Origin of the sequence: Streptomyces incanus (assembly GCF_042656345.1) — a bacterium.
Classification (GTDB): domain Bacteria; phylum Actinomycetota; class Actinomycetes; order Streptomycetales; family Streptomycetaceae; genus Streptomyces; species Streptomyces incanus.
On the sequence record NZ_JBHSPC010000042.1, the window covers coordinates 49,808 to 63,051 of the forward strand.

Sequence of the window (13,244 nt, forward strand, 5' to 3'; positions counted from 1 at the left end):
TGGTCAGTACGTTCATCACGAGTCGGCTGGCCAGCCGATCCCCCGAGACAGGAGAAGCGCGTGATGAAGACTCGTCCCAATGTCGTTACCGCGGCCGTCGCGGCCGCCGCGGCGCTGGCCGCCACCGGTATCACCTACGCCTCGGCGTCCGCCTACGAGCCGGCCCAGGCCGCCCCCGTGGTCCAGCAGGCAGCCGCCCCCGCCTCGGCCCCCATGGGCGGCGACTCCGGCAAGGGCAACGAAGGCAAGGGTGACGAAGGCAAGGGTGACGAAGGAAGGGGCTTCGAAGGCAAGGGTGACGAAGGAAGGGGCTTCGAAGGTCGGGGCCACGAAGGCAAGGGTGACGAAGGAAGGGGCTTCGAAGGTCGGGGCCACGAAGACCGGGGCTTCGAAGGCCGGGGCTTCGAAGACCGAGAGTTCGAAGGCCGGATCCACATCAACGAGCGTTCCTACTCGGCCGCCCCGGGCGACTGCATCACCGTCGTGAGCGGCCTGGGCTCCCGCAGCCTGAACGTCCGCAACGACAGCCGGAGGACCGTCGAGGTCTTCCGCGGAGCCACCTGCGACAACGGCGCCCCCATCGCCACCGTCGGACCGCACAGCTCCAGCAACGGCGTGTTCCCCTGCCCCGTCAAGGGCGGCGTCTTCGTCGAAAACGGAGTGGTGGGCAGCTTCCGAGTCATCCACCACCGCTTCGGCGACTTCGACGACTTCGGCGGACGCGGCGGACACGGCGGACGCTGACCGAACCGCCACCCCGGCACAACATAAAGACCCCGGCCCGCTGGAATCGGGCCGGGGTCCCCCTCTGCAGCACCCCACCCCGAACACTCGCTTCCACATATCCACCCGGGCGCCCCATCATAAATCCGGACAACGACGCCCTGCCAGCCCAGCCCCACCACACCGGCGCACTCAGGGCGATTTCAAAGTCGGAACGATCATGTAGGTGTGCAGGTCACGGCGGTGTGGCGATGTCGGGTGGGTACGCGACCATACGCAACGAAGCTCCGTTGTGGAGGTGACCCTCCCAAGCCCCCTTCGCGCAACAGAGCTTCGATGTGCCGTCAGTCTTCCACCATCTGCCCGGTCAAGTCGCCCACTCGTCAGCACCGCGCGACCGGTCCGCGGCGCCGACGCGGGAAGCATCACCCGTTCGCGGCAGTACTACTGATCGCGTGCTCCGCTGTCGCCACCGGAACGAAGACGTTCACGGAGATCGGTGGATGGGCGACAAAGGCCCCGAGGACGTCCTGGCCCGACTCGGCGCCCGCACCGCGACGGCCCTGGCCGTACGTACCCCGCCCAGCAGCGCGACCACCCGCCGAGTCATCAAGGACACCTGCCCCGGCGCCCAGACCGACCTTGCCCTTGCCGGAAACTTCATCCGCTCTGGTAGGGGCGGTGCGTGAGATGGCACGAGATGTCGAGCGCGGTCGTTCAAGCGGCGCTCTCGCACGGCTGTCGAGCATCGCGGCATGATGGCTGGCTGTGCTGCTGCGACTGGCCTATCCGGGCGTGACCAACGCGTTCGCCATGCTGTGCCTGCTCCCGCTGAGCGATCGGGACAAGGGCGTCGAGATCCTGGCCCTACGCCACCAGATCACGCTCCTGGAGCGACAACTCGGAAAGGACAAGGTGCGGTTCACCCCAAGCGATCGGACGTTCCTGGCCGCGCTGCTGCACCGGCTCCCGCGCGACGTGCTGCGAAAGGTGCGATTACTGGTTCGCCCCGACACCGTGCCGCGCCGGCACCGCAACCTTCTCGCACGCCGTCACGCCGCCGCCTCCACGGCGAACTGCTCGCCCCGGGTGTGAAGGTGGCCGCCTCCACGGTAGGGGAGATCTTGAAGGAGGCCGGGATCGATCCGGCACCCGAGCGCGCCTCCACGACATGGGCCGACTTCCTGCACTCCCAGGCCGACGCCCTGCTGACCTGCAATTTCTTCGAAACAGTCCCCGTGTCCGGGACGCGGCTGTACGTGTTCACCGTCATCGAGCACGCCAACCGGCGCATCCGGGTCCTGGGCGCGACCGCTCACCCGAGCGCCGTCTGGGTGGCGCAGGCCTGCGGGTGCGGTTCCTGCTCCGCGACCGGGACAGGAAGTTCCCCGCCCTGTTCGACGCCATCCTCAAGGATGCGGGGATCGAGGTCGTGGTCACCGGCGTCCGGATGCCGCGGATGAATGCGCTCATGGAACGGTGGATACAGACCTGCCGACGCGAGCTCCTGGACCGCACCTTGGTCTGGAACCAGCGTCACCTGCTCCACGTCCTACGCAATTTCGCACACTTCTACAACGGACATTGGCCCCACCAGGGCATCGCGAATGCCCGCCCGCTGTATCCGTCTTTTGGGTTGCTTCGTGGCCGGGCGGGGCCGGCCGGCGGCTCCGGCCGGCGGGGTCCGGGGGGTCCTGCCGGGGGGCGGGGCCGGGTCCGGGGGGCGGGGTTCAGGGGGTTTGGGGGTGGTCGAGGGTCGAGGCGCGGGCCCGCAGGGTGGGGCGCAGGCGGCGGGAGCGGACCGGCCCGCCGGCCAGCATGGTCACCAGGGTGGTGGCGGCCGCCTCGCCCATCCGGTACATCGGGGAGCGCACGGAGGTCAGGGGCACCGGGAGGGCGGCCGCGAGCGGGACGTCGTTGTAGCCGACGACCGCCACGTCCCGGCCGACGGTGAGGCCGGCGTCCCGGACGGCCGCCATCACGCCGATCGCCGCGAAGTCGTTGACCGCGAAGACGGCCGTGGGGCGCGGGTGCAGGCCCAGCAGGCGGTCGGCCGCCGCCCGGCCGCCGGGCACGTCGAAGGTGGAGCCGGTGACATGGCTCTTCGGTACGGGCAGGCCCGCCTCGGCGAAGGCGTCCCGGAAGCCCCGGGTGCGTTCCACGCCGGTGCTGGCGTAGGGCTCCCCGGCCACCACCGCGACGTGCCGGTGGCCGAGGCCCAGCAGGTGTTCCGCGGCCAGCCGTCCGCCGAGGACGTCGTCGGTGGTCACCGACACCCGGCCGGGCAGTCTGCGTGAGACCAGCACCAGGGGGATGTGCCGGCGGGCCAGTTCGGCCACGAGGTCGCAGTCGGAGCGGGCGTCGCCGAGCACCAGGCCGTCGACGCGCCGGGCGAGCAGGGCGTCCGCCCGGCGCCGCTGCATCTCGGGGTCGTCGCCGGTGTTGGCGACCACGGTGTGGTAGCCGGCGGCCGACGCGGCGGCGTCGATCCCCTCGTAGACGGTGGCCAGCACGATGTCGGTCAGCCGCGGGACGAGCACGCCGAGCATCCGGGAGCGGCCGGTGCGCAGCGCCGCTCCGGCCGGGTCCCGCTGGTAGCCGAGTTCCTCGGCCAGCCCCCGGATGAGGGTGGCGGTCTCGGCGGCCACCGCGCCGCGCACGGCGTCGTCCGGGCTCAGCGCCCGGGACACCGTGGAGACGTGGACGCCCGCCTGCCGGGCTATCTGGGCGAGTGTGACCGGGAGGCGACCGGTCTGTGCACCGGTTCCCGCCCGTGCTCCCTGGCGATCCACTCCCGCTACCCCTCATTCTCGGACCTGCTCGGCTCTTCGGGTCCTGCCGGGCCCGGACCGGTTCCGCTCGGATTCACTCGAATTGGCTCGAATTCGACTGCTGTTTACCGTCGTTGCGGTGCCGAGCCTCGCATATTCCCCACGCTCCGGCCAGGCGAGTGTCCCCCCGCCATTGACCAAAGCGCAATCGTTTGCGTAGCCTCACCGCAATCGTTTGCGACGAGGCGGAGAGAGGGTTCATGCGCCGAATCCAGGTCGTGGCCACCGGCGGCACCATCGCGAGCCGGGCCGGCGCGGAGGGCCGCCGGGCGACCGTGCTCGCCGAGGAACTGCTCGCGTCGGCCGGCCCGCCGCCGGCGGACGCCGAGGTGAGCGCGCGGGACGTCGTCACCCGGGGCAGCTACGCCTTCGACACCGCGGACCTGCTGGCGCTGGCCCGTGAGGTGCGCGACGCCCTGCGGGACGGGGCCGACGCGGTGGTGATGACGCACGGCACCGACACGATGGAGGAGACCGCCTTCCTGTTCGATCTGGCGTTCGACGACCCGCGGCCGATCGTGCTGACCGGTGCGCAGCGCCCGTTCGACGACCGCGCCGCCGACGGCCCGGCCAACCTGGGCGACGCCCTGGCCGTGGCCGCCGCCGACGCGGCCCGCGGGCACGGCCCCCTGCTCGTCTTCGACGGCCTCGCGTTCCCCGCCCGCGGGGTCCGCAAGAGCGACACCATGTCGGCGCATGCCTTCACCGCGCCCGGGCGCGGACCGGCGCTCCGCGTGATGGACCGGCTCGTGACCCCGCTGTGGCGGCCGAGGCCCAGTCCCCGCCTGCCCCTCGATCTCGACCTCCCCCGCCTGCCCCGGGTGGACGTGGTGCCGGTCTACCCCGGCGCGGACGGGCTGTTCATCCGCTCCAGCCTGGCGGCCGGCGCCGCGGGCGTCGTGGTGGAGGCGCTCGGCGCGGGCAACGCGGGGCCGGAACTGGTCGAGGCGGTGGCCGAGGCGGTGGCCGCGGGCCACCCGGTGCTCATCTGCTCACGGGTGCACTCCGGTCCGGTCGCCCCCCTCTACGCGGGCGGCGGCGCCGAACTGCAACGGGCCGGCGCCGTGTTCGCCGGTGACCTCAGCCCCTGGCAGGCCCGGCTGCTGCTGGCCGTCGCGAGCGCCGTCCCCGGCCGGTCGCCGGAGGAACTCGTCCGCGCCTGGCTCGCCGGAGAGGACCCGCTCCCCGGCCTCGGAGCCTGATCACCACCGGCCGCCCGCCCCGCACCCGCACCACCCGCCCGCACCCGCGCCCGCACCACCCGCCCGCACCCGTACCACCCGCACCCGTACCACCCGCACCGCCCGCACCCGTACCACCCGCACCCGCCCGCACCCGCACCGCCCGTACCACCCGCACCGCCCGCACCGCCCGCACCCGTACCGCCCGTACCGCCCGTACCGCCCGTACCACCCGTACCGCCCGCACCCGTACCGCCCGTACCCGCCCGCACCCGTACCGCCCGTACCCGTACCGCCCGCACCCGTACCGCCCGTACCCGTACCGCCCGCACCGCCCGCACCGCCCGTACCACCCGCACCGGCACCGCCCGTACCCGTACCGCCCGCACTGCCCGCACTGCCCGCACTGCCCGCCCGCACCCGCACTGCCCGCCCGCACCCGTACCGCCCGCACCCGCACCCGTACCGCCCGCACCGCCCGTACCCGTACTGCCTGTACTGCCCGTATCACCCGTACCGCCGGTATCACCCGTACCGCAGTCATCAAAGGAGATGTCGATGCCCAAGGAAATTCTCGTCGGCTTCGGAGTGGACGTCGACGCAGTCGGCGGCTGGCTCGGCTCCTACGGGGGCGAGGACTCGCCCGACGACATCTCCCGCGGCCTGTTCGCGGGCGAGGTCGGCGTGCCCCGCCTGCTGGAGCTGTTCCGGCGCCGCGGCCTGACCCAGACGTTCTTCTGGCCCGGCCACTCCGTGGAGACCTTCCCGCAGGAGTTCGACGCCTGCGTCGCCGCCGGCCACGAGATCGGCGTCCACGGCTACAGCCACGAGAACCCGATCGCCATGGACCGGGAGCAGGAGGCCGCGGTCCTGGACCACTGCATCGAGCTGATCGAGACCCGCTCCGGCCGCCGTCCGACCGGCTACGTGGCGCCCTGGTGGGAGTTCAGCCCCGTCACCAACGAGCTCCTGCTGGAGCGGGGCATCAAGTACGACCACTCGCTGATGCACCGGGACTTCGAGCCGTACTACGTCCGGGTCGGCGACACCTGGACGAAGATCGACTACAGCGCGCCCGCCGGGACCTGGATGAAGCCCCTGGTGCGCGGCCGGGAGACGGACCTGATCGAGATCCCGGCCAACTGGTACCTCGACGACCTGCCTCCGATGATGTTCATCAAGGCCAGCCCGAACAGCCACGGCTTCGTCAGCCCCCGTGACATCGAGCAGATGTGGCGCGACCAGTTCGACTGGGTCCACCGGGAGATGGACCGCGCGGCCTTCACCATGACCATCCACCCCGACGTGGCCGGCCGCCCCCAGGTGCTGCTGATGCTGGAGCGGCTCATCGACCACATCGACTCCCACGAAGGCGTCCGCTGGGTGACCTTCGACCAGATCGCGGACGACTTCGCCGCCCGCAACCCGCGCCAGAAGGGTGACAGCAGATGACCACCGTGCAGCAGGGCGACATAGCCCACGAGAACCAGTGGCCGCGCGGCGGGGCGCCCTCGGACGAGGTCCTCTTCCAGGGCCCCCCGACGCTCAGCCGGCGCACCATCACGACCACCACCGTGGTCTGCTTTTTGGCCTGGGTCTTCTCCGTCTACGACTTCGTGCTCTTCGGCACCCTGCTGCCGAAGATCTCCGAGACGTTCGGCTGGACCACCGGGCAGGCCACGGCGATCGCCACCGGCGTGACCGTCGGCACCTTCGTCGTCTCCCTGCTGGTCGGCCCGATGCTGGACCGCTGGGGCCGCAAGCCGAGCCTGATCGTCACCACGGCGGGCGCCGCGCTCTCCTCCGGCCTCACCGCACTGGTCGGCGGCGCCGCCTCGCTGATCGGAGCGCGGGCCATCTCCGGCCTCGGCTACTCCGAGGAGGTCGTCAACGGCGTCTACCTCAACGAGATGTACGGCAAGAGCCGGCGCCGCGGCTTCATGTTCAGCCTGGTGCAGAGCGGCTGGCCGGTCGGCGCCCTGCTGGCCGCGGCGTTCGCCGCCGTGCTGCTGCCGGTCATGAGCTGGCGCTGGATCTTCCTCCTCGCCACCTTCCCGGTCCTCGTCATCCTCGTGGCCGGCTCCAGGCTCCGCGAGTCGCCCTCCTTCGTCGCCCTCAAGCGGACGCGGGAACTGCGCAAGGAGGGACGCGACGCCGACGCGGCCAGGCTGGCAAAGCTGTACGACCTCGACATCAGCCGGGACAACGAGTCCGGTCTGCGCCAGCTCTTCGCCCCGGACCTGCGCCGGCACACCCTGTGCCTGTCCGGAGCGTGGCTGTTCAACTGGATGGGCATCCAGGTCTTCTCGGTGCTGGGCACCACCATCCTCACCGACGGCAAGGGCGTCTCGTTCTCCAGCGCACTGATCGTGCTCATCCTGGCCAACCTGGCCGGCTTCCTCGGCTACCTCACCCATGGCTACCTCGGTGACAGGATCGGCCGGCGGACGACCATCATCGTCGGCTGGAGCATCGGCGGCGTCGTGATGACGGCGATGCTCTTCGGACCGGACAGCGCCGCGTACGTCATCCCGATGTACGCCCTGGGGCTGTTCTTCCTCCTCGGCCCGTACTCCGCCATGGTCTTCTACATGGGCGAGTCGTTCCCGGCCCGGGTCCGCGGCATCGGCTCCAACACCGCCCATGTGATGGGCCCGGCGGGCGCGGTCGCCGGCTCGGCACTGCTCAGCGCGATCATCGGCCTCGGAGCGAGCGCCACCACGGCCGCGTTCGTCGCGGGCGCCCTGGGGATGTTCCTCTCCGGCGTGCTGATGCTCGGCGCCAACAAGGTCAGCCAGGACACGGACGACGAGCCCGCCCGCGCGGCCGCGGCGCACTGAGCCGACCGCCCCCCTCCTCCTTCCCGGCGCGTGGCGTGACCCGTGCCCCGCCACGCGCCGGGAAGCCCACGAAAGGCAGGACATGTCCTTTAACGAACCCACCGCACCGGCCCGCGACGACGGGCTGGCCGGCAAGGTCGCCGTCATCACCGGCGGCGCGAGCGGCATCGGCCGCGCCCTGGCCGTGGCCTACGCCCGTGCCGGGGCCGACAGCGTCGTCGGCTTCTACCCCGAGGACCCGCACAGCGCCGACGAGACGGTCCGGCTGGTCGAGGCCGCCGGCGGCCGCTGCACCGCGGTCGCGGTCGACGTCCGGGACAGCGGGCAGGTCGACGCCCTCGCCCGGGCGGCCGCCGAGACGTACGGACGGCTGGACATCGCCGTCGCCGGGGCCGGCGTGCTGCGCCGGGCCGCCCTGGCACAGCTCGACGACGCCGCCTGGAACGACATGCTCTCGGTCGACCTGACCGGCGTACTGCGCACCTTCCGCTCCGCCGCCGCCGTGATGTCCGGCCCCGGCTCCATGGTGGCGGTCTCCTCCATCGCCGGCGGGGTGTACGGCTGGGACGACCACGCCCACTACGCCGCCGCCAAGAGCGGGGTACTGGGGCTGTGCCGGTCGCTCGCGACCGAACTCGCCCCGCGCGGCATCCGGGTCAACACCGTCATCCCCGGACTGATCGAGACCCCGCAGTCGCTCGATGAGGCCAACTCCCTGGGCCCGGCGGGGCTGGAGCGGGCCGGCCGGAGCATCCCGGCGGGCCGGGTGGGTCACGCCGACGAGGTGGCCCGGGCGATCCGCTTCCTCACCGGCGACGACGCCGCGTACATCACCGGCCAGGAGCTGATCGTGGACGGCGGCCTCACGGTCCGCTGGCCGCAGTGACCGACCGGCAGCACACCGGGCGGCAGTGAACGAAGCGGCGGCGGACAGCGCCGCGGCGAGAAAGGCGAACGGCATGGGAGTCCTCCAACAACAGGTCGCGCTGGTGACGGGCGCGGCGAGCGGCATCGGGTCGGCGATCGCCGACGCGTACGCGGCCGAGGGGGCGCGGCTCTTTTTGGCCGACCGCGACGCCGGCCGGCTCACCGCCCTGGCCGAGCGCTACACGGCACAGGGCGTGGAGGTGGCCACCGCCACCGTCGACGTGGCCGACGCGGAGCAGACCCGCCAGATGGCGGAGAGTTGCGTGTCCGCGCTGGGGGTGCCCGACATCCTGGTCAACTCCGCGGGGATCCTGACCGAGGTGCCCCTGATCGACATGGACGTCGAGACCTGGGACCAGATGATCGCGATCGACCTCCGCAGCGTTTTCCTGTGCTGCCGGTGGACGGTCCCCCACATGGTCGCCCGCGGCAGCGGACGGGTCATCAACATCGCCAGCCAGCTGGGCCTCAAGGGCGGCGAGGGACTGGTCCACTACTCGGCCGCCAAGGCCGGCGTGATCGGCCTGACCAAGGCGCTGGCCAGGGAGGTGGGCCCGAGCGGCGTGCTGGTCAACGCGATCGCGCCCGGCCCGGTGTCCACCCCGCTGGTGGACGGCATCAGCGCGGACTGGAAGAAGGCCAAGCAGGCCGAACTGCCCCTCGGCCGGTTCGGGGTCCCGGCGGAGGTCGCCCCCACCGCCGTACTGCTGGCCAGCGATCCGGGCGGCAACCTGTACGTGGGGCAGACCCTCGGCCCCAACAGCGGCGACGTCATGCCGTGAGGAACTGAAGAGGACAGGGAGCCACGATGTGCGGAGCCTGCGGCACGGGCCGGTCCGTGCCCCGCTGGGAGGACCTCCTGGCCCCGCCCACCCGGCCGGTGCTCGCCGCCCGGGCGGCGAGCACCGGCCGGCTCCTGGACGGCGGGTCTGGACTGCGGGTCCGCTCCTGGCTGTCTTCGGGATACCTGCTCAGCGACCGGGTCGGCCGCACCGCGCACGCGGCGGACCTGGACGCGCTGTGGCGTGCGGCCCAGGAGCGCGGTGCCCGGCCCAGGAACTGGCGGCCACTGCGGGGCGCGGACACCACCGTGTCCGTCGAGGCACCCGGCGGCTGGGACCTGGCCGCGGCCGCGGCCTGGTTCGCCGCCGCGGCCCGGGCCGAACCGGACACCTCACTGGAGATCACCCTGCCCGACCCCGGCGGAGCACGCACCCTGCTGGTGACCCTCGCCTCCGGCGCCGTACGGGCCACCGCCGTGACCGATCTTCCAAACGGTCCGCCGCCCGACGCGACGGCTCTGGTCAGCGGCGCCGGCGCTGCCCAGGCGGCCCGGCACCTGAAGGAGTTCGGCACGCGCCGTCCGCGTCGCTCGGCGTGAACCCGCGGGCCGCCCACTTCGGCCGCCGGGCGCCTGCGGCAGCCCCGGACGGCCCCCGGCACAACGGGCCCGGCCTTCTCGTCCACCGCCCGCGACGACCCGGCCGGGTACCGCCGTTGCCCCGCCCCGACCGCCGGGCCGGGCCCGGCCGCCCCGGGGCCGCGAAGGCCGCCGGCGGCGGCTGCTCCCTGCAAAACCGCCGGCCGCACGGCGTCCGGCCGGCCGGGAACGCCGGAGCCCCGGCCGGGCGGGAGCCCGGCGCGGCCGCGCGCACGGGCAGCGTCCGGGCGGCGCCGCCGCGGGCGGCCGAACCGTTCCGGGTGCGGGAGGGACTCGCTGCCCTGGAGGGGACCGAGCCCGGGCACGTCCTTCCCCCTCCCCGCCTGAGCCGCGCCGTCGTGCGGTGCGCAGGGTCGCCGAGGTGCGGCCCGACCACGCCACCGAGTGGGCCGCGAGGAAAGCGGTCGCCGCGAGGCTCGGCCCGGCCGGTGCCGCGTTGTGCCCACCAGCATGTGGGCGCGGCCGGGGGTCGGTGACTGCCCGCCGGGGGAGGGCATACGACGGGGCCGCGTCGGCTCGAGCGTGTGACGGTTCGTTCGCGCGCCCATGGCGCCCCGGGCCGGCCGGGCCGACGTGAGTCTGCGCTCCGGGACGCCGGGCCGGGCGCCGGCGGGCGGGGCCCCCGCTCCACCGGTGGGATGCTCCGGGGCCGCCCCGTCGCCCCGGCCACACCCCCGGGGCCGGGGCGCGCCGGGATCCGGCCCCCCCGGGAGCGGACCACGCACGGGAGGCGGGTCGCCGCCCCCCGGGGCCGGGTACGCCGGGGGCCCGGGGGCACCTCCCACGCCCTTGAGGCGGTGGGGGAGCGCCCAGGACCGTTCGGGGCGTGCGGCCGAGCGGGCTCACTTCCGCGCAGCCTTCAGGAACGGTGCGGTGTGCCGTACGGCGGCAGTGGGCTGGGGGGGGCGTCAGCCGGCCTGCGCGCGGGCGACGATGCTGCCGGCGAACGGGGCAGGGGTCGTCGCTCCGGTAGGAGCTTGCGGTGTACTCCATCGCGTCCCGCACCGGTGTCCGCCGGTAGAGACCGACTTCGTCGTCGGACTGCGGGGCCCCTCGCCTCCACTGACGTTCCAGTGCGTCAAGCAGCCCCGGGGCGTGCTCCCCTCTGCCGTCGGTCGACGCCCGGGCCACGACGGCATCCGCGATCCAGAAGGAGTACCGGTGTGCCCAGTCGGTGGTGTTCTTGTTGAGGAAGTCCGTGGCCGGTTTGGGTCCTGAGCCGCTGCCGCGCGGCCGGGAGCCGATGCAGTCGTCGAGATGGCGATGATCGCGCAGCCGGCGCGCCTCGCGGATGTGGTGAGCGGCAGCGGCACTGATCCCGCCGTGCGGCGCGCAGGAGCCGACCGGACCCAGAAACTTTGAGGGGATCCACCCCTCCCGGGGCCCGGTGTATTTCAGGGCATGCTTGATCACCCGCCACCGGTGCGGCAGGCGGACGGGCGCCGCGCCCTGCGACTGGAGGCGGGCGAGCCGCCGCCCACCGGCTTCGGCCCGGATCTGCAGCGCGGCGTCTTCGCAGGGCCCGCTCAGGCTTCGGGGCTTCGGGGCTTCGGGATCGAGCCTCGGCCCCGGACAGCGGCACCCGGCCGTCCTCCGCCGCGCAGCGGCCTGCCCCAGACCTGCACGGGCCGTCGTCGTCCGGGGCCGATCGGACGCCTCCGCGGTGGTGAGCGGCGATGGCAGGCCAGCGGCACTGGGGCGTCGACCCTACGGTGGTGGCATGGCAGTGATCAACGGTTGGCGGCGGGGAGCGGGCGCCCCGGTCGGCGCGCTGGACGTGCTGGGGCCGGTTGTGCTGTTCGCGCTGTCGGTGGCGGCCGCCTCCGTCATCCCGCAAGAGCACCGGATCTCGGTCCGCCCGCCCGCCGTGGTGCTGGCGGCGGTCTGCTGTTTCGCGTTGCTGTGGCGTCAACGCCACCCGTTCGGCGTCCTGGTCACCGCCCTCGCCTGCGGGGTGGTCTTCCAGGCGCTCGGGGTCCGGGAGAGCCCGCTGGTGACGAGTCCGGTCATCGTGTCCGTCTACACCGTGGCCGCCCGGACCGACCGGCGCACCACCTGGATGGTGGCGTCGGCCTCGGCCGCCCTGCTGGTCGGGGCGGCCGCGGTGTTCGGCCCCGGCTCATGGTTCGGGGACAACGTGGCGACGCTGGCCTGGGTGGCCCTGCCCGCCGCCGTGGGGGACGGGGTGCGCTCACGGCGCGCGTATGTGGCGGCCGTGGAGGAACGGGCGGAGTACGCGGAGCGAACCCGTGAGCAGGAGGCGCGGCAGCGGGTGGCGGCCGAGCGGATCCGGATCGCGCGCGAGTTGCACGATGTGGTCGCGCACCACATCGCCTTGATCAACGCGCAGGCCGGTGTCGCCGTTCACCTGGTGGAGCGGCGGCCGGAGCAGTTGGTCACCGCTCTGGAGGGCATCCGGGACACCAGTCGGTCCGCGCTGGAGGAACTCCGGGTGACCGTGGGCCTCCTGCGGCAGTCCGATGATCCAAAAGCGCCGCGGGACCCGATGCCGGGCCTGGCGCAGGTACCGGAGCTGCTGGCGTCCTTCGAGCGGGTCGGCCTGTCCGTCAGGCACATGCGGCACGGCCCGGCCGGGCCGCTGGCGCCGGCGGTGGACCTGGCCGCGTACCGCATCGTGCAGGAGGCCCTGACGAATGTGCGCAAGCACGCCGGGGCCGATCACGCCCGCCTCTACCTGCACTACCGGCCCCAATGGCTGACGATCACGGTCGAGGACGACGGGCGCACCCGACCGCACCGGCCCCACCCCGGGACCGGCCACGGGCTGATCGGGATGCGCGAGCGCGCGGCCAGCGTCGGGGGAAAACTGGAGGCCGCGGCGCGCCCCGACGGGGGCTTCACCGTGACCGCCGAACTGCCGCTGCGGCCGGGCGCGGCCATCGTGGCACCGACCGGGCGGGACACCGAGGAGGGACGGGCATGACGGTCCGCGTACTGCTCGCCGATGACCAGGCCCTGCTGCGGGGCACCTTCAGGATGCTGTTCGATTCCGCCGACGACATGGAGACCGTGGGCGAGGCGTCCAACGGCCGCGAGGCGGTGGAGCTGGCGAGGACGCAGCAACCGGATGTGATCCTGATGGACATCCGCATGCCGGAGATGGACGGCCTCGTCGCCACGCGGCTGATCGGCGGGGCCGAGGACCTCTCGGCGGTGAAGGTCCTGATCCTGACCACCTTCGAGGACGACGAGTACGTCGCGGAGGCCCTGCGGGCAGGGGCGAGCGGCTTCCTCGGCAAGGGCGCCCGGCCCGAGGAGCTGCTCGACGCCGTCCGCACGG

11 protein-coding genes and 2 pseudogenes are annotated in these 13,244 nt (G+C 73.3%); 11 read left to right on the forward strand and 2 right to left on the reverse strand.

The features are described 5' to 3' along the window. Positions 1-63 precede the first annotated feature (63 nt). From ACFP2V_RS16530 to ACFP2V_RS16540, 3 genes and pseudogenes are all read left to right on the forward strand, one after another. Positions 64-744, forward strand: a complete 681-nt coding sequence (locus ACFP2V_RS16530) for a hypothetical protein (RefSeq protein ID WP_381212155.1) — start codon at positions 64-66, stop codon at positions 742-744. 482 nt (positions 745-1,226) lie between these two features. Further along, positions 1,227-1,412 carry a hypothetical protein gene (locus ACFP2V_RS16535; protein WP_381212158.1) on the forward strand — a complete coding sequence of 62 codons (186 nt, stop codon included), beginning with the start codon at positions 1,227-1,229 and terminating at the stop codon, positions 1,410-1,412. 79 nt (positions 1,413-1,491) lie between these two features. Next, positions 1,492-2,350: pseudogene (locus tag ACFP2V_RS16540) on the forward strand (integrase core domain-containing protein); the annotation flags it as partial. A 103-nt stretch (positions 2,351-2,453) separates the two neighbouring features. Here the strand turns inward: ACFP2V_RS16540 and ACFP2V_RS16545 are convergent. Next, positions 2,454-3,515 (reverse strand): LacI family DNA-binding transcriptional regulator, encoded by a 1,062-nt coding sequence (locus tag ACFP2V_RS16545; RefSeq protein WP_381212161.1) that lies wholly within the window; start codon positions 3,513-3,515, stop codon positions 2,454-2,456. Positions 3,516-3,754: 239 nt separating this feature from the next. On the opposite strand from ACFP2V_RS16545, the gene ACFP2V_RS16550 reads away from it, so the two are divergent. From ACFP2V_RS16550 to ACFP2V_RS16575, 6 genes are all read left to right on the forward strand, one after another. Then, positions 3,755-4,756 (forward strand): asparaginase, encoded by a 1,002-nt coding sequence (locus tag ACFP2V_RS16550; RefSeq protein ID WP_381212164.1) that lies wholly within the window; start codon positions 3,755-3,757, stop codon positions 4,754-4,756. A gap of 537 nt (positions 4,757-5,293) precedes the next feature. Then, on the forward strand, positions 5,294-6,187 hold the full coding sequence (locus ACFP2V_RS16555; protein WP_381212167.1) for a polysaccharide deacetylase family protein: 894 nt from the start codon (positions 5,294-5,296) through the stop codon (positions 6,185-6,187). Continuing rightward, on the forward strand, positions 6,184-7,575 hold the full coding sequence (locus tag ACFP2V_RS16560) for an MFS transporter (protein ID WP_381212170.1): 1,392 nt from the start codon (positions 6,184-6,186) through the stop codon (positions 7,573-7,575). The genes ACFP2V_RS16555 and ACFP2V_RS16560 overlap by 4 nt, the downstream gene beginning before the upstream one ends. Before the next feature lie 82 nt (positions 7,576-7,657). Beyond that, a complete protein-coding gene (locus tag ACFP2V_RS16565; protein WP_381212173.1) occupies positions 7,658-8,461 on the forward strand; it encodes an SDR family NAD(P)-dependent oxidoreductase in 804 nt (267 codons plus the stop codon). A gap of 73 nt (positions 8,462-8,534) precedes the next feature. Beyond that, the gene (locus ACFP2V_RS16570; protein WP_381212176.1) at positions 8,535-9,284 is read left to right on the forward strand and encodes an SDR family NAD(P)-dependent oxidoreductase; all 750 of its coding nucleotides are present in this window, start codon (positions 8,535-8,537) and stop codon (positions 9,282-9,284) included. A gap of 26 nt (positions 9,285-9,310) precedes the next feature. Then, on the forward strand, positions 9,311-9,883 hold the full coding sequence (locus ACFP2V_RS16575) for a hypothetical protein (protein ID WP_381212179.1): 573 nt from the start codon (positions 9,311-9,313) through the stop codon (positions 9,881-9,883). A gap of 1,029 nt (positions 9,884-10,912) precedes the next feature. Here the strand turns inward: ACFP2V_RS16575 and ACFP2V_RS16580 are convergent. Beyond that, positions 10,913-11,356, reverse strand: a pseudogene (locus tag ACFP2V_RS16580) (MGH1-like glycoside hydrolase domain-containing protein); the annotation flags it as partial. 307 nt (positions 11,357-11,663) lie between these two features. Between ACFP2V_RS16580 and ACFP2V_RS16585 the strand changes: the two are divergent. Both ACFP2V_RS16585 and ACFP2V_RS16590 read left to right on the forward strand, forming a co-directional pair. Further along, positions 11,664-12,887 carry a sensor histidine kinase gene (locus ACFP2V_RS16585; protein ID WP_381212182.1) on the forward strand — a complete coding sequence of 408 codons (1,224 nt, stop codon included), beginning with the start codon at positions 11,664-11,666 and terminating at the stop codon, positions 12,885-12,887. Then, positions 12,884-13,244 (forward strand): response regulator (locus ACFP2V_RS16590; RefSeq protein WP_381212185.1); only part of this gene is annotated, 361 nt, incomplete at its 3' end. The genes ACFP2V_RS16585 and ACFP2V_RS16590, both read left to right, overlap by 4 nt.